Raw genomic sequence first — 18,288 nt, 5'->3', positions numbered from 1 at the left:
ATCGGAGGGGCGCGGTGTGGGGCACCCCCCGCCCGGCCTTCACGGGCCGGGCCGCACGCTCTCCCGTACGCGGGCAGCACCGCATACGGACGTACGCGGGCAGCACCGCGCACGGCGAGCAACAACTAAGGGTTACCTAACTCGAAGAAGACTATATTCCGCTTGTCAGGCAGACAATCCGGCGTTCTCGCCACCCGATACGGGATTCCGGACATCCCCGGAGGCCGTGACCGCCCCGGAGAACGCGCCGGGCGTGGTCCCCATGACGCGCCGGAACGCGGCGATGAAGGAGCTGGGCTGCGCGTAGCCGAGGCGTTCGGAGACGGACATCACATCGAAGCCGTCGGACAGGAGCATCAGCGCGCGGTGCACCCGCAGCATCTGCCGCCACTGCGCGAAGGAGAGCCCGGTCGACTGCCGGAACGCGCGGGTGATCGTGCGGTCGCTGGTCCCCCGCAGGCGCGCCCACTCCTCCAGCGAGCGGCCGTCGGCGGGGTCGTCCAGCAGGGCTTCGGCGATCGCGTCGATCCGGGGGTCGCCGGGCAGCCGCAGCGCCAGTTCGTGCTCCGAGGGCTCGATCACGTCGAAGACGACGGCCTCCGCCCGCAGCCGGGCGGCCTCGGCGAGGTCCGTGCGCGACAGGTGAGTCAGCAGCGAGACGAGCAGCGGGGTCATCGCGATCGCCTTCGGCTCCCCGAAGGCGAAGGGCGTGCGGTCGGGGGCGAAGAAGGCGCTGTGGAAGCGCGCGCCCTCCGTCGCCCGGCCCGCGTGCACCACCCCGGCGGGCATCCAGAGCCCGTGCCCCTCGAACACGGTGAAGACCCGGTCGCCCACCCGGGACGTCAGGGTCCCGCCGCGCACCCAGACGAGTTCGTGCAGCCGGTGCGCGTGCTGGGCCCACTCGGTGGGGGCGGGGACGATCCGGAACTCGGCGACGACGGCGCCGAAGTCCGTCGCCCGCTCGGGAAGCGCCCCGGCCCGGCGTACGACCGTGCCCGCCTCGCGGCGCCACAGCCCCGGGCTCACCTCACCACGGGACGACCGGACCATACGAGCGAGTCTAAGCGGCGGGTCCCCACCGGTTCCCGTTGCGCCGTGTGGCATCGAACTCATCGCCAAGGTCGGCCAAAGGGCGTGTCCCGCACCTGATTCCGGCCTCCCGGCGACCTACGTTGTCCCGGTGGAGCAGCACAGGACACGTCCCCCGCAGCGCAGGCAGGCCCCGTTGTCCCCGCTCGGGGCGGCCAAGGGGGCCAGGAAGGCCGACGGCGCGGGGGCTCTCGGTTACCGGGTGATGAGCGCGCCCGCCGGGCGGCCGGTACCGCCCGCCGCGGGCGTTCTGCGCCGGCTGCCCAATCCCCGGCTCACCGGGATCGGCGCAGGGCTCTTCGCGGCCGCCGCGATGTTCCTGATCGGGTGCCTGGACTGGCTGCTGTTCGACGAGTCGCCGGTCGTGTTCGGCGTGCTGTTCCTGCCGGTCAGCGCGCTCACCGCGCTCTGGGTGCGGCCGGCGGACCTGGTGACCGCGCCCATCAGCGTGCCCATCGCCTTCGCGCTCGGCATCGCCCCCATCGCCGGTGGCGGCGGAGGGCTCGGCGGCCGGACCATGGCCGTCGTCACCGCGCTCGCCGTGCACGCCGGGTGGCTGTACGGCGGCACCCTCGTCGCGGGCCTCATCGCCTCCGTACGCAAGGTGCGGCTGATGCGGGCCCGGCAGCGGCGGCTGATGCAGGCCGCGCACACCGCCCGGCCGGCCGCCGCCACCGCGTCGCCGGCACCCGCGGGCCGCGCGGCGGGGCGGGCACCCCGCCGCCCCTCGCAGCGCTGAGCCCGCCCTCCTCGCGCCGGGCCGTCAGTCCGACGCGGCTGCCTTCGCGGCCATCGCCGCGCCCACGATCCCCGCGTTGTTCTGGAGCTCCGCCGGGACCATCTCCGCCCGTACGTGCTCGATCAGCGGCAGGAACTTGTCGGCCTTGCGGCTGATCCCGCCGCCGATGATGAACAGTTCCGGCGAGAACAGCATCTCCACATGGGCCAGGTACTTCTGGACCCGGCGGGCCCAGTGGTGCCAGCCCAGGTCCTCGTCCTCCTTGGCCTTCGTGGAGGCGTGCTTCTCCGCGTCGTGGCCGTTGAGCTCCAGGTGGCCGAGCTCCGTGTTGGGGACGAGCCTGCCGTCGATGAAGAGCGCGCTGCCGATCCCCGTACCGAAGGTCAGCATGATCACGGTGCCCTTGCGGCCCCGGCCCGCGCCGAACGTCATCTCGGCGATGCCCGCCGCGTCCGCGTCGTTGAGCACGGTGACCGGGAGGCCCAGCTTCTCGCCGAGCAGGTGACGGGCGTCCTGGTCGATCCAGCCCTTGTCGACGTTGGCCGCGGTGCGGGTGAGGCCGTCCGTGACGACGCCCGGGAAGGTGACCCCCACCGGGCCCTTCCAGTCGAAGTGGCCGACGACCTCGGCCACGCACCCGGCGACGTCCTTGGGCGTCGCCGGGTGCGGTGTCAGTACTTTGTGGCGCTCCCGCGCCAGGTCTCCGCGGTCCAGGTCCACGGGAGCGCCCTTGATCCCGGATCCGCCGATGTCCACGCCGAAGATCTCCATGTGATCCACGGTACGGGCACCGGCGCGCGCCCACTCCCGGAACGGCTCCCGAAGGACCGGGCTACTCGCCCTTCAGGGCCGCCGCCTCCGCGCGCAGGTCGCGGCGCAGCTCCTTCGGCAGCGAGAAGACGATCGACTCCTCGGCGGCCTTCACGATCTCGACGTCCTCGAAACCGCGCTCGGCCAGCCACGCCAGCACGCCGTCGACCAGTACCTCGGGCACGGAGGCGCCGGAGGTGACGCCGACGGTGGAGACGCCGTCCAGCCACGCCTCGTCGATCTCGTCGGCACCGTCGACCAGGTGGGAGGCGCCGGCGCCCGCGCCGAGGGCGACCTCGACCAGGCGGACCGAGTTGGAGGAGTTCTTCGAGCCGACGACGATCACCAGGTCCGCGTCGGCGCCCATCTGCTTCACGGCGATCTGGCGGTTCTGCGTGGCGTAGCAGATGTCGTCGCTGGGCGGCGAGATCAGCAGCGGGAACTTCTCCTTGAGCGCGCCGACCGTCTCCATCGTCTCGTCCACGGAGAGGGTGGTCTGGGAGAGCCAGACGACCTTCGACGGGTCGCGCACCTCGACGTTCTCGACGTCCTCGGGGCCGTCGACCAGGGTGATGTGCTCGGGGGCCTCGCCGGAGGTGCCGATGACCTCCTCGTGGCCCTCGTGGCCGATGAGGAGGATGTCGAAGTCGTCCTGCGCGAAGCGGACGGCCTCCTTGTGGACCTTGGTGACGAGCGGGCAGGTCGCGTCGATCGTGGCGAGCTTCCGCTCGGCCGCCTCCTGGTGCACGGTCGGGGCGACGCCGTGCGCGGAGAACATGACGATCGAGCCCTCGGGGACCTCCGCCGTCTCCTCGACGAAGATCGCGCCCTTCTTCTCCAGGGTCTGTACGACGTACTTGTTGTGGACGATCTCGTGGCGCACGTAGACCGGGGAGCCGTACTGCTCCAGGGCCTTCTCCACGGCGATCACGGCACGGTCCACGCCCGCGCAGTAGCCACGGGGAGCGGCGAGGAGGACGCGTCGGGGGGTCGTAGCAGTCATGCGTCCCATCGTAAGGCCGTATCGGACGGGCGCGGGGGGCAGCAGGTCGGGAGACTGATCTTGACTCGACCAATGGAGGGCTCATGGCCGACAGCGGTACGGAATCCGGCAGCGGCGGCTCCACGGAGCAGGCCCGGCTGCGGCGGACCCTCGGCTTCCGGGACCTGGTGGTCTACGGGCTGCTCTTCATCGCCCCGATGGCCCCCGTCGGCGTGTTCGGGACGCTGGACGCGAAGTCGGACGGGGCGGTCGCGCTGGTGTACGTCGCCGCGACCGTCGTGATGGCGTTCACCGCGTTCAGTTACGCGCAGATGGTGCGGGTCGCCCCGATGGCCGGGTCGGTGTTCGCGTACGCCCGCAAGGGGCTCGGCGAGGGGCCGGGGTTCATCGCCGGGTGGATGGCGATGCTGGACTACCTGCTGATCCCGGCGGTGGCGTACCTCTTCTCCGGGATCGCGATGAACTCGCTGGTCCCGGAGGTCTCGCGGTGGGTGTGGACGGCGCTCGCGGTGGTCCTGACGACGCTGCTCAACCTGTGGGGCGTGCGGGCCGCCGCCCGGGTCGGTTTCGCGGTGCTGGCGATGGAGATCGTGGTGCTGCTGGTGTTCGTGGTGTCCGCCGTGGTGGTGCTCGTACGGGACGGGGCGCAGCGCGGCTGGCTGTCGCCGCTGACCGGGGATTCCGGGTTCTCCATGACGGCGGTGCTGGGCGCGGTGTCCGTGGCGGTGCTCTCGTATCTCGGGTTCGACGCCATCGCCTCGTTCGCGGAGGAGGTGACGGGCGGGTCGGCGCAGGTGGCGCGGGCGGTGCTGTTCTGCCTGGTGCTCGCGGGGACGCTGTTCGTGGCGCAGGCGTATCTGGCGGCCCTGCTGGAGCCGATGACCTCGGCGGAGCTGACCGCCGATCCGGGGGCGCAGGGCTCGGCGTTCTACGACACGGTGGACGCCGCGGTGGGGACCTGGCTGCACGATCTGGTGGCCGTCAGCAAGGCGATCGGGGCGGCGTTCGCGGCGCTGGCGGGGCAGGCGGCGGCGGGGCGGCTGCTGTTCGCGATGGCCCGGGAGCGGCGGCTGCCGGGGCTGCTGTCGAAGGTCGATCCGCGCTCGGGGGTGCCCCGGGTGGCGATCCTGCTCGCGGCCGTCGTGACGCTGGTGGCGGCGGTGTGGGCGGCGCGGCGCGACGACGGGCTCGACCATCTGGTCTCGGTGGTGGACATCGGCGCGCTGACGGCGTTCGTGCTGCTGCACGCGTCGGTGGTCGGCTGGTTCGTGGTGCGGCGGCGGGAGGGCGAGCCGAGCTGGTGGCGTCATCTGGTGGTGCCGGTGGTGGGGGCCGGGGTGCTGATCGCGGTGATCGTGGAGGCGACGGGGAGCGCGCAGGTGGTGGGCGCCTGCTGGCTGTTCGTGGGTCTGGTGGTGGTCCTGGTGCAGCGGGGGCGGCGGGGCGTGGCCACGTAAGGCTGTGACGGGCCCTGTTGTCGGCCCCGGCCGTTACGCTCGCTCGCATGGCTCTGAACACTTCCCCGGAAGCGCCGCTGCCCGTCGGTGACGTGTCGCGGCTGATCGGCGGCTGGATCGACCGGCTCGGTGCGGTCTGGGTCGAGGGCCAGATCACGCAGCTGTCCCGGCGGCCCGGTGCCGGGGTGGTGTTCCTGACGCTGCGCGACCCGTCGCACGACATCTCGGTGAGCGTGACGTGCTTCCGGCAGGTCTTCGACCGGATCGCCGACGTCGTCTCGGAGGGCGCGCGGGTCGTCGTCCTCGCCAAGCCGGAGTGGTACGCGCCCCGGGGTCAGCTGTCGCTGCGGGCGACGGAGATACGGCCGGTGGGCATCGGCGAGCTGCTGGTGCGCCTCGAACAGCTGAAGAAGTCCCTGGCCTCCGAGGGTCTTTTCGCCCTGGACCGGAAGAAGCCGCTGCCCTTCCTGCCGCAGCTGATCGGCCTGGTCTGCGGCCGGGCGTCGGCGGCCGAGCGGGATGTCCTGGAGAACGCCCGCCGCCGCTGGCCCGCCGTCCGCTTCGAGGTCCGCAACACCGCCGTGCAGGGGGTGCACGCGGTCAACCAGGTGGTGCGGGCGGTCAAGGAGCTGGACGGCATCCCGGACGTGGACGTGATCGTGGTGGCGCGCGGCGGCGGCAGCGTGGAGGACCTGCTGCCGTTCTCGGACGAGGAGCTGATCCGTACGGTCGCGGCGTGCCGTACGCCGGTGGTCTCGGCGATCGGGCACGAGCCGGACTCCCCGCTGCTGGACCTCGTCGCGGACGTACGGGCCTCGACGCCCACGGACGCGGCGAAGAAGGTCGTGCCCGACGTGGGCGAGGAGCTGGACCGGGTGCGGCAGCTGCGGGACCGGGCCCTGCGGACGGTCCAGGGGCTGCTCGACCGGGAGGAGCGGGGCCTGGCCCACGCGCTGGGGCGGCCCTGCATGGAGCACCCGCAGCGGATGGTGGACGAGCGCGAGGCGGACGTCGACGCGCTGGCCGGGCGCGCCCGCCGGGTGCTGGGCCATCTGCTGGACCGGGCCGATTCGGAGCTGTCCCACACCAGGGCCCGGGTGCTCGCGCTGTCGCCCGCCGCGACCCTGGAGCGCGGTTACGCGGTGCTCCAGCGCGCCGACGGACACGTGGTGCGGGAGCCCGCGGACGCGGGCGCGGCCGGGGAACCGCTGCGGGCCCGGGTGTCGGGGGGCGAGTTCACGGTGCGGGTCGCGGAGTAGGGGCCCCGGGTACCCCGGGGGCAGGGATCGGCGCAGAGGCCGGACACAGGACGACGCATAGGGTGGAAGACATGACGGACGACGGGACGGCGGCCGCCGCAGCGACGAGCCCGCTGGGCTACGAGCAGGCGCGCGACGAGCTGATCGAGGTGGTGCGCCGCCTGGAGGCGGGCGGGACCTCGCTGGAGGACTCCCTCGCGCTCTGGGAGCGCGGCGAGGAGCTGGCGAAGGTGTGCCGGCACTGGCTGGAGGGCGCCCGTGCCCGGCTCGACGCCGCGCTCGCGGGCCCGGCGGAGGACGAGGCGTAGCGGCTCCCCCGGTTATTCCGGCTTTCCGGAGTGAGTCTCCCCACTTCCCATTTAGTTGAACGTTAACGCACTTCCGCCGTACCGTGATCGTCGTGGCCGGTTCCCCCGTGTCCGTGGCCCGATCCCCCCGTGTACGTCCGGAAGGTAATACGCACGATGTCCCTCGTTCTTGACCCCGCCGCCCAGGACCTCCTCTTCCGCGAGGCCCGCACCGCCAACACGTTCACCGACGAGCCGGTGACGGACGAGCAGGTCCAGGCCATCTACGACCTGGTCAAGTACGGCCCGACCGCCTTCAACCAGTCGCCGCTGCGCGTCGTCCTGGTGCGCTCCGAGGACGCCCGCGCGCGCCTCGTGCAGCACATGGCCGAGGGCAACCAGCCCAAGACCTCGACCGCTCCGCTGGTCGCGATCCTGGCCGCGGACAACGAGTTCCACGAGGAGCTGCCGGCCCTGCTGCCGCACTTCCCGCAGGCCAAGGACCTGTTCTTCTCGGAGCGCCCGGTCCGCGAGTCCGCCGCCTCGCTGAACGCCGCCCTGCAGGCCGCGTACTTCATCATCGGCGTCCGCGCCGCCGGCCTGGCCGCCGGCCCGATGACCGGCTACGACGCCGCGGGCATCGAGAAGGAGTTCCTGGACGGCGACCACAACGTCCTGATGGTCGTCAACATCGGCAAGCCGGGCGAGGACGCCTGGTTCCCGCGCTCGCCGCGCCTGGCGTTCGACGAGGTCGTCAAGACCGTCTGAGTCACGGCCGTCCGAGCCACCGCCGTTCCGAACGGCGAACACGGGGAAGGCCCCGGAGCACTCGCTCCGGGGCCTTCCCCGTTTCACGTACGCCGTACGGCGGTCAGGACGTCTTGAGCGCCGCCGCCATCTCCGCCAGCCGCTCCGCCGGGGCCGAGCCGGTCACCACGGTCGTGGCGCCCTTCTCCTCGCGCACCAGCGCGTCGTACTTCGGGCCCTCCCAGCGCTGCCAGGTCTGCCCGGCGACCTCCTGGGTACGGCCGGTGTCCTTGGCCTCCTGGCTCACCTGGGTGATGTAGGCGTTCGCCGGGGCCGTGGACTGCTCCACCGCGACGTACTTGCCTTCCGGGTCGAGGAAACCCAGGTGCCAGCTGTTGCCCTTGTCCCGTTCGTACGTGACCGAGGTGGGCTTCCAGCCCGCGGGCAGGCCGTCGGGGGCCGCCACCGGGTACGGGGCGGCGCGCCGCGCGGTCAGGAGCTCGACGCGGTAGTCGACCGCCTTGACCGGGTCGGCCTTGTCGTCGTGCGGGATGAAGATGTAGACGACACCCGCCACGGCGGCGATCGCCAACAGCGACAGGATCATGTCCCGGACGGTCTGCTTGCCTTGCTTGCTTGCCACGCCCCCATGGTCGCATCAGCCTCCGTGCGGCCGAACCGGGGGCCACCCCGCTCAAACGTGACCCGGTCTGCTCATTTTATCGGCCTGGCGATAGAGTCAGATCACCCTCATCCGGTCGTCGCCGTACAGAAAGGTGCGCTCCGATGTCCGAGCATCATCTGCCGTCCCAGCTGGAGGTCTCCCCGGAGGCCCCCGACCGCAACCTCGCCCTCGAGCTGGTCCGGGTCACCGAGGCCGCCGCCATGGCCGCCGGGCGCTGGGTCGGCCGCGGGGACAAGATCGGGGCCGACGGCGCCGCCGTGAACGCCATGCGGACCCTGGTCTCCACCGTCTCCATGAACGGCGTCGTCGTCATCGGTGAGGGCGAGAAGGACGAGGCGCCCATGCTGTTCAACGGCGAGCACGTCGGCGACGGCACCGGGCCCGAGGTGGACATCGCCGTCGACCCGATCGACGGCACGACCCTCAACGCCAAGGGCATGCCGAACGCGATCGCCGTCCTGGCCGCCGCGGACCGGGGCGCGATGTTCGACCCGTCCGCCGTCTTCTACATGGACAAGCTGGTCACCGGCCCGGAGGCGGCCGACTTCGTGGACATCAACGCCCCGGTCTCGGCGAACATCCGCCGCGTCGCCCGGGCGAAGAACTCCACCCCCGAGGACGTCACCGTCGTCGTCCTGGACCGCCCGCGCCACGACGGCATCGTCAAGGAGATCCGGGAGACCGGCGCCCGCATCAAGTTCATCTCCGACGGCGACGTGGCCGGCTCGATCATGGCCGCCCGCGAGGGCACCGGCGTGGACCTGCTCATGGGCATCGGCGGCACGCCCGAGGGCATCATCTCGGCCTGCGCCATAAAGTGCCTCGGCGGTGTCATCCAGGGCAAGCTCTGGCCGAAGGACGAGGCCGAGCGGCGGCGCGCCCTGGACGCCGGGCACGACCTGGACCGCGTGCTGTCCACGGACGACCTGGTCAGCGGGGACAACGTGTTCTTCGTGGCGACCGGGATCACCGACGGCGAGCTGATGCGCGGGGTGCGCTACCGCTCGGAGACGGCGACCACGGAGTCCATCGTCATGCGGTCCAAGTCCGGCACCATCCGGACGATCAACTCCACCCACCGGCTGTCGAAGCTGCGGGCGTACAGCGCCATCGACTTCGACCGCGCGAAGTAGCACCCGCGCACCCGCCCGAAGAGGCGCCCCCCATGTGCGGTGGGGGCGCCTCTTCGTACGTACGGATACGGGAGTGCGGCCGCCAGCTCAGCCCGCGGCCTTCAGCTCCACGTCCCGCCGCCGGCGCCGGGCCAGCGCCACGCGGCGCTCGGCGGCCGTGAGGCCGCCCCACACCCCGTACGGCTCGGGCTGCATCAGGGCGTGCTCGCGGCACTCCACCATCACGGGACAGCGCGCGCAGACCCGCTTCGCGGAGTCCTCGCGCGAGAGGCGGGCGGCAGTCGGCTCCTTCGACGGGGCGAAGAACAGCCCGGCCTCGTCCCGGCGGCACACCGCCTCCGAATGCCAGGGGCCTGCCTGGTCCTCCCGAGCGGGGACCCGCTGCGGGGGAACGGCGGCGACCTGCAGGGGCTGATGCGGCAGTTGCAGCACGGTCCACTCCTGACGACGGCTTCGCGAGCGAGAGGCGATGCAGCAGTCCCTACCCGCTGTGCGCGCGCCTATGCACTGAGTGGTACTCAAGTCCGCTTCACGCAATTGCGGTCGAGTGCCCTTTCGGCCGGAAAGAATCCCCCGCCGACGTGCCCCGCCGGACGCCTCAGCGGTCGAGATGCTTATCGAGGTGCTTACGCAGCCGGTCCTGGAGATCCGCGATGAACTTGCCGCGTTTCGGCTTCGCCTCGACGCTGCCGAACACCGAATATCCGTTGACGACGACCACGGGCGCCTCGGGGTCGGCGGATTCCAGCGTGCGGACTTCGAAACTGCCGAAAATGCCCGTTCCGCTGCCGCGCATCGAGATGTTCTCAGGGACCCGGATCTCGACGCTGCCGAAGACGGAGGTCGCGTTGATGACGGTGAGACGCTGTCCGAAAAGCGCCTCCGTCAGGTCGATTTCCACACTGCCGAACAGCGAGAACGCGTTCGTGCGGGCACCCACCCGCCAGCGGCCCCTGCGGGTCGAGCTGCTGAAGATCGCCACCAGGTTGTCGGCGGGACCGGCGGCCGGCTCGGGGCCGTACCCGTACGGCGTGCCGGCGCTGGCCCTGGGCGCGCCGCCCGGCGCGGGCAGGTCCCGTACGAGCGGTTCGAGCTCGCCGACGGTCTTGGCGCGGTAGACGGAGTCGACCCGCTCCGCGTGCTCCTCGGGGGTCAGCCGGCCCTCGGCCAGCGCCTCGCGCAGGATGTCCGCGATCCGGTCGCGGTCCGCGTCGGAGGCACGGATGGCGTCGGTGTCCGCCGGTGCGGTGGGCTGCTGGGGCTGCTTCTCGAGGTCCACCGCCCCAGCGTACCGAAACGCGATAGATCGCGACAGGGGTGGGGCGGCACGGCGGGGCGGCACGGCGGGCCCGATGCCGCCCCGGCTGGTGAGCCCTACCTCACAAGCCCGCCGCTCCCGGTGCGTCCTACCCTGGTGGGTGCGCTGTCCAAGGGTGGCCAGCCGCTGTCTGCCGAGTGAGGAATGGCCGTAATGCCAGAGTTTGCGTACTCCGATCTGCTCCCCCTGGGAGAGGACACCACGCCGTACCGTCTGGTCACCGCCGAGGGTGTGTCCACCTTCGAGGCCGACGGGCGTACGTTCCTCAAGGTCGAGCCGGAGGCGCTGCGCACCCTCGCCGCCGAGGCCATGCACGACATCTCGCACTACCTGCGGCCCGCGCACCTGGCGCAGCTGCGGCGGATCGTGGACGACCCGGAGGCCTCGTCCAACGACAAGTTCGTCGCGCTCGACCTGCTGAAGAACGCGAACATCGCCGCCGCGGGCGTCCTGCCGATGTGCCAGGACACCGGGACCGCGATCGTCATGGGCAAGCGCGGGCAGAACGTGCTGACCGAGGGCGGTGACGAGGAGGCCCTGTCGCGCGGCATCTTCGACGCGTACACCAAGCTCAACCTGCGCTACTCGCAGATGGCCCCGCTGAACATGTGGGAGGAGAAGAACACCGGCTCCAACCTCCCCGCGCAGATCGAGCTGTACGCCACCGACGGCGGCGCGTACAAGTTCCTCTTCATGGCCAAGGGCGGCGGCTCGGCCAACAAGTCGTTCCTCTTCCAGGAGACGAAGGCCGTCCTCAACGAGGCGTCCATGATGAAGTTCCTGGAGCAGAAGATCCGTTCGCTGGGCACCGCGGCCTGCCCGCCGTACCACCTGGCGATCGTCGTCGGCGGTACGTCCGCCGAGTTCGCGCTGAAGACCGCGAAGTACGCCTCCGCGCACTACCTGGACGAGCTGCCCGCCGAGGGCTCCCCCACCGGGCACGGCTTCCGTGACAAGGAGCTGGAGGAGAAGGTCTTCGAGCTGACGCAGAAGATCGGCATCGGCGCGCAGTTCGGCGGCAAGTACTTCTGCCACGACGTCCGCGTGGTGCGCCTGCCCCGGCACGGCGCCTCGCTGCCCGTCGCCATCGCCGTCTCCTGCTCGGCGGACCGCCAGGCCACCGCGAAGATCACCGCCGAGGGCGTCTTCCTGGAGCAGCTGGAGAAGGACCCGGCCCGCTTCCTGCCGGACACCACCGACGAGCACCTCGACACCGAGGGCGACGTCGTCCGCATCGACCTGAACCGGCCGATGGACGAGATCCTCGCGGAGCTGACCAAGTACCCGGTCAAGACCCGGCTCTCGCTGACCGGTCCGCTGGTCGTGGCGCGCGACATCGCGCACGCCAAGATCAAGGAGCGCCTGGACGCGGGCGAGGAGATGCCGCAGTACCTGAAGGACCACCCGGTGTACTACGCGGGTCCGGCGAAGACCCCCGAGGGGTACGCCTCCGGTTCCTTCGGCCCGACCACGGCCGGCCGCATGGACAGCTACGTCGCGCAGTTCCAGGCGGCGGGCGGCTCCAAGGTGATGCTGGCGAAGGGCAACCGCTCCCAGCAGGTCACCGACGCGTGCGGCGAGCACGGCGGCTTCTACCTCGGCTCGATCGGCGGCCCGGCGGCCCGGCTCGCGCAGGACTGCATCAAGAAGGTCGAGGTCGTCGAGTACGAGGAGCTGGGCATGGAGGCGGTCTGGCGCATCGAGGTGGAGGACTTCCCCGCGTTCGTCGTCGTGGACGACAAGGGCAACGACTTCTTCACCGAGCCCGCCCCGGCGCCCACGTTCACCAGCATCCCGGTGCGCGGCCCGGGCCTGGGTTAGGGCCTTTCGTTTGGATCAGGCTGGATCAGGGAGCGGGGCGTGGTGCGTGCGGCTGCAAGGCGGAGGAGGGCGACAACGCGGAGCGTTGGCAACCGACGACAACGCCGCAGACGTGCGTGCTACGCCCCGCGAGCCCAGCATGATCCAAACGAAAGGCCCTAGCCCCGCGCCGCCGGAGGGGCGCGCCCTTCCGGCGGCGGTCAGCCGTCGAGCAGCCCCGAGGTGGCGACGAGATAGCCGAGCTGGGCGCGGCTGGTGCTGCCCAGCTGCTCGGAGACCTTGCGCATGTGCTCGGCGACGCTGCGCCTGCTCATCCCGATCCGGCGGGCTATCGCGGCGTCCGTCTCGCCGTTCACCACGGCTTGCAGGATGGCCCGTTGCAGGTCGGAGGTGACGACCGGGGTGCGCAACGGCGCCCGTTCCGGCCGTACGGGCACAGCGCGCGCCCATGCCTCGTCGAAGTCGCGGGCCAGGAAGCGCACCAGCGCCGGGTGGCGTACGCACAGCGCCTCGTGCGGTGCGTCGGAGAACGGGACGAACGCGAGGTCGAGGTCCACGACGATGACCCGGTCCGTCACCTCGGCGAGCGTCCTGATCTCGGCCCCGGCCGCGCTCACCTGCTCGATGTAGGCGAGGGTGGCCCGGTCCGAGCGGACGGTGTGCTGGTAGACGGTCCGCTGGCGGATGCCGCGCCGCAGGTTCCCCAGATCGCGGACGAGCGCCTCCCGGAGCGCCTCTTCGGGGCGGCCGCCGCCGGGCTGCGCGGTGCGGATCTCCTCGCGGCAGCCGGCCACCCCGGCCTCCAGGGCCCTGCTGATGACGGCTTCCCCGGAGAGCCGGGTGAGCGCGGGCTGTTCGAGCCGGTGCACATCGGCGTACAGGGTCTCGAAGGCGGCGAGGGTGGCGCGGGTGGCCCGCAGGGCGCGGCGCCGTTCGAGCACGGCCTCCTCCAGCGGCGCGAGCGCGGCGTAGGAGGCGGTCTCCGGCGGTACGGGGACCATCGAGCCGGGTGACGCGCGGTCCGGGACCATCAGGTGAAGGGCGGTCAGACAGCCGGCCACCTCCTCGCGGGGCAGGCTGCCCGCGACCAGCGCGCGCCGGTACGTGGCGAGGGCACTCGCGCACGGCTGCTGCGGCGGGTCTCCCGGGCGGCCGGTGCCGTCCGGCGCCGATTCGCGGCAATCACACACCGGTGGGCGGGATTGATCGTCCTTCACAAGGGTGCAGATTACCTTTGTGCATACGGGGGAACGGGCCCCGGTTCCGGGCTCTGGCCCACGATGACAGGGTGTCCTCCAGCAGCCCCGCTCCCGTCGGCGAACCGCCCGTACCACCGCGCGGTGAGCGCTCCTTCCGTTTTCTGGTGGCCGGGTACGCGGTCTCTTCGTACGGCACGTTCCTCAATATGGTGGCGCTCAATCTCTTCGTCTACGAGACGACGGGGCGGGCGCTGGCGATGGGGCTGTTCATGGCCCTGCGGCTGGGCGCGGGATTTCTCGCCGGGCTGCTCGCGGGCGGGCTGCTCGCGCGCTGCACGGCGAAGAGCGTGATGCTCTGGACGAATGTCGCGCAGGGCGCCGTGATGGTCCCGCTGATCTTCGCGCCGGACGGCTGGCGCACGCCCGCGCTGTTCGCCGTCTCCGTGGTCGTGGGGGCCTGCGGGACGCTGTTCATGGTGGCGCTGCGCAGCTCCGTGCCGGAGATGGTGGGCGAGGAGCGGCGGTCCTGGGCGAACTCCTTGTCGGTGACCGGGCGTTCGCTGGCGATGGTGGCGGGCTTCGCCTCAGCGGGTGTGGTCGTGTCGCTGGTGGGGTACACCGCCGCGTTCGTGGTGGACCTGTGCACCTTCGCCGTCTGCGCGCTGACGGTGGCGCTGCTGCCGGTCGCGGGCGGCGGTCGGGGCAAGGCGGTTGCGGAGGAGCCGGAGGGGGAACGGCCCCGGCGCCGGAAGCCCGTCGCGTTCGCCGCGCTGGCCGCGGTGCCGGGGCTCGGGCTGATGGTCGGGCTGCGCGGGGTGGACGCGCTCGGCTCCTCGTCGCACAACGCGGCGCTGCCCGTGCACTCCGCCGCGCTGGACGACGCGCACCCCGCGCTGTTCGTCAGCGCGTTCTGGTGCCTGTGGGCGGTCGGCAACATCGTGGCGCAGCAGGTGATCCAGCGGTACGGGCGCCGCACCGGCCGGTCCGTGGGCGCGGCGGGCTTCGGCTACGGCACCTGCGTGATGTCGGCGGCGTTCATCCTGGCGTTCGCCGGGTTCCCGGCGGCGGCCACGGCCGTGATCGCGCTGGTGGCGGGGGCGGCGGACGGCCTGACCGAGGTCTCGTACACCTCGCACCTCCAGACCCTGCCGGCCGGGCCCCGGGCGCACGCCTTCGGGCTGTCCGCGACGGTGGAGAACCTGGGCTTCGGGGCCGGGATGATCGCCGTGGCGGCGGCCCTGGAGCACTTCAGCCCGCTCGCGGTCGTCGGCTGGTCGCACGGCGCGGCCCTCGCCATGGCGGTGGTGTTCCTGGTGCGCGCGGCGGGAACGCGACGGGCGCGGGCGGCCGCGTCGGCGCCGTGACGGGCGCAACGGGCGTGATGGAACGGCGGCGCCCGGCCGGATTCGGGCCCTTTACACGTACATCGGGAATCAGCCAATCTCGCGCGACCGCCGCGACGGCCGCGCCACGGCCCCGGCCGGATCCGCGGGGACCCGGCACGGACCGGAGCGGGGCCCCGGGCGCCCGTCCGGCCTCCGCGGCGCCCCGCAGCGCACCGCAGCTTTCGCGCACCGGGCCGCCCGCCGGGCTTGCGGGCGCCACACGAATGCGGTGGGTTGTCCGGCGTTGCCGGAGAACTCCGCACCGCCGGGCGGCCGGCCCGGTGCCACCGACGGACGCGGGCCGCCCCCACGGGCCCGCCGCCGCCCTCGCCCCTGCCGACCCCGTCCGAATCCCGGGCGGCAGCGCCACCCTCACGTCCCACTCCGGAAAGGCGGACACCGCATGACGCCGGTCCCCCACCGCAGCCATGCCGACGACCTGCTCACCTTCATCTCCGCCAGCCCCTCCCCGTACCACGCCGTGGCGAGTGCGGCCCAGCGGCTGGAGAAGGCGGGCTTCCGCGAACTGCGCGGAACCGATGACTGGACGGGCACCACGGGCGGCGCCTTCGTCGTCAACGGGGGCGCGCTGATCGCCTGGTACGTGCCCGAGTCGCTGCCCGCCCACGCCCCGTTCCGGATCATCGGCACGCACACCGACTCGCCGAACCTGCGGATCAAGCCGACGCCCGACACGAGTTCGGCGGGCTGGCGGCAGGTCGCGGTGGAGATCTACGGCGGGGTGCCGCTCAACACCTGGCTCGACCGCGATCTCGGCATCTCCGGGCGGCTCGCGCTGCGCGCGCCGGGCGGCGGGACCGAGTCCCGGCTGGTGCAGATCGACGAGCCGCTGCTGAGGGTGCCGCAGCTGGCGATCCACCTGGACCGCACGGTCAACGACGGGCTCGCCCTGGACCGGCAGCGCCACATCGCCCCCATCTGGTCGCTCGGCGCGGCCGACGAGGGCGCGCTGCTGCGCCGGGTCGCGGCGGCGGCCGAGGCGGAGCCGGGCGAGGTGCTGGGCTGGGACCTGATGCTGCACGACGTGCAGCCGCCCGGCTATCTGGGCGCGGAGCGGGAGTTCCTGGTGTCGTCGCGGCTGGACAACCTGGTGTCGGTGCACGCCGGGGTGACCGCGCTGACCGCCGCGGCGACGGCCGCCGAACCTCCGGCGTACATCCCGGTGCTCGCCGCCTTCGACCACGAGGAGGTCGGCAGCGGCTCGGACACGGGGGCGCAGAGCCCGATGCTGGAGCGGGTGCTGAGCCGTTCGGTGTCGGCCCGGGGCGGCAGCGGCGAGGACTGGTCGCGGGCGCTGGCCGGGGCGTACTGCGTGTCCGCCGACATGGCGCACGCGGTGCACCCGAACTACGCGGAGCGCCACGACCCGGGCCACCAGCCGCTGCCCAACTGCGGCCCGACGGTCAAGGTCAACGTCAACCAGCGGTACGCCACCGACTCGACCGGGATCGCGCTGTTCGCGTCGGCCTGCGAGCGGTCGGGCGCGCCGTGGCAGCCGTTCGTCTCGAACAACGCGATGCCGTGCGGCACGTCGATCGGCCCGCTCACGGCGGCCCGGCTCGGGGTGCCGACGGTCGACGTGGGGGTGCCGGGGCTCTCGATGCACTCGGCCCGTGAGCTGTGCGGGGCGCGGGACCCGGGTCATCTGGCGTCGATCCTGACGGCGTTCGTGACAGCCGGATAAGGGGCACGGATACGGGGAAGGGCCACGCCGGTCCTTCCCCGTACCCGCGTCAGCGGCGGGTTATGCGAAGCGCTGCTTCGCGGTGCCGTCGCAGGGTTGCAGCCTCAGCGGGTCGTGGGCCCCCGCCAGGGTCGCGCACAGGCCCGTGGACGCGGCCGGGCGCAGGGTGCCCGACTGGCTCACGAAGCGCTGGTTGGCGGCGCCCGAGCAGTTGTAGAGGATGAGCGAGGCGCCTGCCTTGTAGTCGGCGCCGGGGACGTCGAGGCAACGGTCGTGGCTCAGTTCGGTGCGCAGGGTCTGCGTGCCGGAGTCGTACCACCAGCCCTGGTTGCGTCCGCCGTGGCACTCCCAGCCGGTGACCCCGGTGTTGTTGCGGGTGACGGATGCGGGGGCGTCCAGGCAGCTGGAGGTCGCCTCGCCGCGCAGCGGCTTGAAGACGTCGTCCCAGGCGACCGGCTGGAGGACGGGCTGCCCGGTGCTCGCCGGGTCGGCGCAGCTCGCCTCGCGCAGGCCGGAGTTGTAGATCTGCGTCAGGCAGGAGGCGAAGGCGCCGTGCCCGGCCGCGTTCGGGTGGAAGGACTGGCGCACCGAGTTGGAGTCCGGCGGGAAGTGCGACAGGTCGATGTAGAGGCCGCGCGCCCAGGTGGACTCGCTGCACACCTCGTGGCCGTGGAAGAGCCGCGAGTTGTCGAGGTAGACCGCGCCGGTGTCGGCCGCCGCCTTGCGCATGCCGCGCTCGAACGCGGGAACGGCGGTGTTGCGGCCCCAGGCGGCGTCGGAGTCGTATCCCGCGCAGCCGCCGGGAAGCTTCCCGGGGAAGTTCGGGTTGTCGTAGAAGTCCGGGCCGATGGGGCTCGGGTAGCCCATGACGACGAGCTTGTAGTCGCTGTCCGCGTAACCGGCGCCGGTCATCACGGTGCGCAGGTCGCGCACGGTCTTCTCGACCTTGGGGACCAGCCCGTCCACGCGGGCCTGCCAGCCGCCCTCGTACTTCGACTGGCACGGGCCCTGGATGAGGACCCAGCGCTCCACGCAGTCCGTCATGACGGGCCCGAACTGGAGGTCGTCGTTGGCGCCCGCGACCAGCACGATCATCTTGATGCGGGTGTTGCGCGCCTTGATGGCCAGGTTGTCGCTCTGCACCAGCTCGTCGGCGTACTGCTTGGAGCCGCCGATGACGATGTTTCCGGTGTACGCGCCGGAGCACGAGACGTTGTACGTGACGTCGGCCGGGATGCCCGTGCGGTGGATGGCGGAGTCGGGCGAGCGGTGGCACCAGTTGTCGGGGCCGTTGGTGCCCGCCTCGTACGTGCCGACGCCCTCGCCGGAGATCTCGCTGTCGCCGAGCGAGATGAGCCCCGTCTTGCGCTCGGCGAGCGGGCGCTCGGCCGGGTCGCCGTACAGCCGGGTGGCCTCCGCGGCGCGGATGGCCTCCAGTTCGGGCGACAGGGGGGTGGATGCGGTACTGGTGGTACCGGGCTGCGCGACCGCCGGTCCGGCGGCCGCGGTCATCCCGCCGAACGCCGCCGCGATGGCCGCGGCGGCCGCGACGGTACAGCGGAGTCTGTGCCTGGTGCGCCTCATTGCGCCTCCCCGGGTTGTGGTTACCCCCGGTATTTACTGGTCGGTAGGCGGCTTGGGAATACATCGA

At 72.2% G+C, this 18,288-nt stretch carries 17 protein-coding genes; 9 read left to right on the top strand and 8 right to left on the bottom strand.

Going from position 1 to position 18,288, the window contains the following annotated elements; all coding sequences use genetic code 11:
• Nucleotides 1–165 precede the first annotated feature (165 nt).
• Nucleotides 166–1,050 (bottom strand): helix-turn-helix domain-containing protein, encoded by an 885-nt coding sequence (locus AMK18_RS12425; protein ID WP_073862823.1) that lies wholly within the window; start codon nt 1,048–1,050, stop codon nt 166–168.
• Between the two features lie 244 nt (nt 1,051–1,294).
• On the opposite strand from AMK18_RS12425, the gene AMK18_RS12420 reads away from it, so the two are divergent.
• Nucleotides 1,295–1,828 carry a DUF6542 domain-containing protein gene (locus tag AMK18_RS12420; protein WP_026171230.1) on the top strand — a complete coding sequence of 178 codons (534 nt, stop codon included), beginning with the start codon at nt 1,295–1,297 and terminating at the stop codon, nt 1,826–1,828.
• 24 nt (nt 1,829–1,852) lie between these two features.
• Here AMK18_RS12420 and ppgK read toward each other — a convergent pair whose 3' ends face one another.
• A complete protein-coding gene (ppgK, locus tag AMK18_RS12415) occupies nt 1,853–2,599 on the bottom strand; it encodes a polyphosphate--glucose phosphotransferase (RefSeq protein ID WP_018100906.1) in 747 nt (248 codons plus the stop codon).
• A gap of 61 nt (nt 2,600–2,660) precedes the next feature.
• Entirely contained in the window at nt 2,661–3,650 is a 990-nt protein-coding gene (locus AMK18_RS12410; RefSeq protein WP_198956985.1) for a 4-hydroxy-3-methylbut-2-enyl diphosphate reductase, read from the bottom strand.
• Nucleotides 3,651–3,724: 74 nt separating this feature from the next.
• On the opposite strand from AMK18_RS12410, the gene AMK18_RS12405 reads away from it, so the two are divergent.
• The 4 genes from AMK18_RS12405 (at nt 3,725) to AMK18_RS12390 (ending at nt 7,412) form a co-directional block, all read left to right on the top strand.
• The gene (locus AMK18_RS12405) at nt 3,725–5,098 is read left to right on the top strand and encodes an APC family permease (RefSeq protein ID WP_073862822.1); all 1,374 of its coding nucleotides are present in this window, start codon (nt 3,725–3,727) and stop codon (nt 5,096–5,098) included.
• 47 nt (nt 5,099–5,145) lie between these two features.
• Complete coding sequence (gene xseA / locus AMK18_RS12400; RefSeq protein ID WP_073862821.1) at nt 5,146–6,357, top strand: exodeoxyribonuclease VII large subunit; 1,212 nt, start codon at nt 5,146–5,148, stop codon at nt 6,355–6,357.
• A gap of 71 nt (nt 6,358–6,428) precedes the next feature.
• On the top strand, nt 6,429–6,665 hold the full coding sequence (locus AMK18_RS12395; protein ID WP_018100910.1) for an exodeoxyribonuclease VII small subunit: 237 nt from the start codon (nt 6,429–6,431) through the stop codon (nt 6,663–6,665).
• 156 nt (nt 6,666–6,821) lie between these two features.
• A complete protein-coding gene (locus AMK18_RS12390; RefSeq protein WP_018100911.1) occupies nt 6,822–7,412 on the top strand; it encodes a malonic semialdehyde reductase in 591 nt (196 codons plus the stop codon).
• Between the two features lie 103 nt (nt 7,413–7,515).
• Here the strand turns inward: AMK18_RS12390 and AMK18_RS12385 are convergent, their stop codons facing one another.
• Nucleotides 7,516–8,034, bottom strand: a complete 519-nt coding sequence (locus AMK18_RS12385; protein ID WP_018100912.1) for a DUF4245 domain-containing protein — start codon at nt 8,032–8,034, stop codon at nt 7,516–7,518.
• A gap of 143 nt (nt 8,035–8,177) precedes the next feature.
• Here AMK18_RS12385 and glpX point away from each other — a divergent pair, with 143 nt between their 5' ends.
• Entirely contained in the window at nt 8,178–9,209 is a 1,032-nt protein-coding gene (gene glpX / locus AMK18_RS12380) for a class II fructose-bisphosphatase (protein ID WP_073862819.1), read from the top strand.
• Nucleotides 9,210–9,296: 87 nt separating this feature from the next.
• Here glpX and AMK18_RS12375 read toward each other — a convergent pair whose 3' ends face one another.
• Complete coding sequence (locus tag AMK18_RS12375) at nt 9,297–9,641, bottom strand: WhiB family transcriptional regulator (protein ID WP_018100914.1); 345 nt, start codon at nt 9,639–9,641, stop codon at nt 9,297–9,299.
• Nucleotides 9,642–9,807: 166 nt separating this feature from the next.
• On the bottom strand, nt 9,808–10,488 hold the full coding sequence (locus AMK18_RS12370) for a DUF1707 SHOCT-like domain-containing protein (protein ID WP_073862818.1): 681 nt from the start codon (nt 10,486–10,488) through the stop codon (nt 9,808–9,810).
• A gap of 192 nt (nt 10,489–10,680) precedes the next feature.
• On the opposite strand from AMK18_RS12370, the gene AMK18_RS12365 reads away from it, so the two are divergent.
• A complete protein-coding gene (locus AMK18_RS12365) occupies nt 10,681–12,348 on the top strand; it encodes a fumarate hydratase (protein ID WP_073862817.1) in 1,668 nt (555 codons plus the stop codon).
• A 200-nt stretch (nt 12,349–12,548) separates the two neighbouring features.
• Here the strand turns inward: AMK18_RS12365 and AMK18_RS12360 are convergent, their stop codons facing one another.
• The gene (locus AMK18_RS12360; protein WP_073862816.1) at nt 12,549–13,565 is read right to left on the bottom strand and encodes a LuxR C-terminal-related transcriptional regulator; all 1,017 of its coding nucleotides are present in this window, start codon (nt 13,563–13,565) and stop codon (nt 12,549–12,551) included.
• Between the two features lie 146 nt (nt 13,566–13,711).
• On the opposite strand from AMK18_RS12360, the gene AMK18_RS12355 reads away from it, so the two are divergent.
• Both AMK18_RS12355 and AMK18_RS12350 read left to right on the top strand, forming a co-directional pair.
• Nucleotides 13,712–14,911 (top strand): MFS transporter, encoded by a 1,200-nt coding sequence (locus tag AMK18_RS12355; RefSeq protein ID WP_073862814.1) that lies wholly within the window; start codon nt 13,712–13,714, stop codon nt 14,909–14,911.
• Nucleotides 14,912–15,335: 424 nt separating this feature from the next.
• A complete protein-coding gene (locus AMK18_RS12350; RefSeq protein WP_073862812.1) occupies nt 15,336–16,637 on the top strand; it encodes a M18 family aminopeptidase in 1,302 nt (433 codons plus the stop codon).
• A gap of 60 nt (nt 16,638–16,697) precedes the next feature.
• On the opposite strand, the gene AMK18_RS12345 is transcribed toward AMK18_RS12350, so the two are convergent.
• On the bottom strand, nt 16,698–18,221 hold the full coding sequence (locus tag AMK18_RS12345; RefSeq protein ID WP_073862811.1) for a ricin-type beta-trefoil lectin domain protein: 1,524 nt from the start codon (nt 18,219–18,221) through the stop codon (nt 16,698–16,700).
• Between the last annotated feature and the right edge of the window lie 67 nt (nt 18,222–18,288).

Origin of the sequence: Streptomyces sp. CB01249 (genome assembly GCF_001905735.1) — a bacterium.
Lineage (GTDB): Bacteria > Actinomycetota > Actinomycetes > Streptomycetales > Streptomycetaceae > Streptomyces.
The sequence above is the reverse complement of the archived record's forward strand: the minus strand, read 5'-3'. Positions and strand labels throughout refer to the sequence as shown.

Bases quoted from the DNA above. Each gene is read 5' to 3' on its own strand.
- AMK18_RS12365 (WP_073862817.1), top strand. From the start codon at position 10,681: ATGCCAGAGTTTGCGTACTCCGATCTGCTCCCCCTGGGAGAGGACACC.
- AMK18_RS12425 (WP_073862823.1), bottom strand. From the start codon at position 1,050: ATGGTCCGGTCGTCCCGTGGTGAGGTGAGCCCGGGGCTGTGGCGCCGC.
- AMK18_RS12405 (WP_073862822.1), top strand. From the start codon at position 3,725: ATGGCCGACAGCGGTACGGAATCCGGCAGCGGCGGCTCCACGGAGCAG.
- AMK18_RS12390 (WP_018100911.1), top strand. From the start codon at position 6,822: ATGTCCCTCGTTCTTGACCCCGCCGCCCAGGACCTCCTCTTCCGCGAG.
- AMK18_RS12410 (WP_198956985.1), bottom strand. From the start codon at position 3,650: ATGGGACGCATGACTGCTACGACCCCCCGACGCGTCCTCCTCGCCGCT.
- AMK18_RS12350 (WP_073862812.1), top strand. From the start codon at position 15,336: ATGACGCCGGTCCCCCACCGCAGCCATGCCGACGACCTGCTCACCTTC.
- xseA (WP_073862821.1), top strand. From the start codon at position 5,146: ATGGCTCTGAACACTTCCCCGGAAGCGCCGCTGCCCGTCGGTGACGTG.
- ppgK (WP_018100906.1), bottom strand. From the start codon at position 2,599: ATGGAGATCTTCGGCGTGGACATCGGCGGATCCGGGATCAAGGGCGCT.
- glpX (WP_073862819.1), top strand. From the start codon at position 8,178: ATGTCCGAGCATCATCTGCCGTCCCAGCTGGAGGTCTCCCCGGAGGCC.
- AMK18_RS12345 (WP_073862811.1), bottom strand. From the start codon at position 18,221: ATGAGGCGCACCAGGCACAGACTCCGCTGTACCGTCGCGGCCGCCGCG.
- AMK18_RS12420 (WP_026171230.1), top strand. From the start codon at position 1,295: ATGAGCGCGCCCGCCGGGCGGCCGGTACCGCCCGCCGCGGGCGTTCTG.
- AMK18_RS12395 (WP_018100910.1), top strand. From the start codon at position 6,429: ATGACGGACGACGGGACGGCGGCCGCCGCAGCGACGAGCCCGCTGGGC.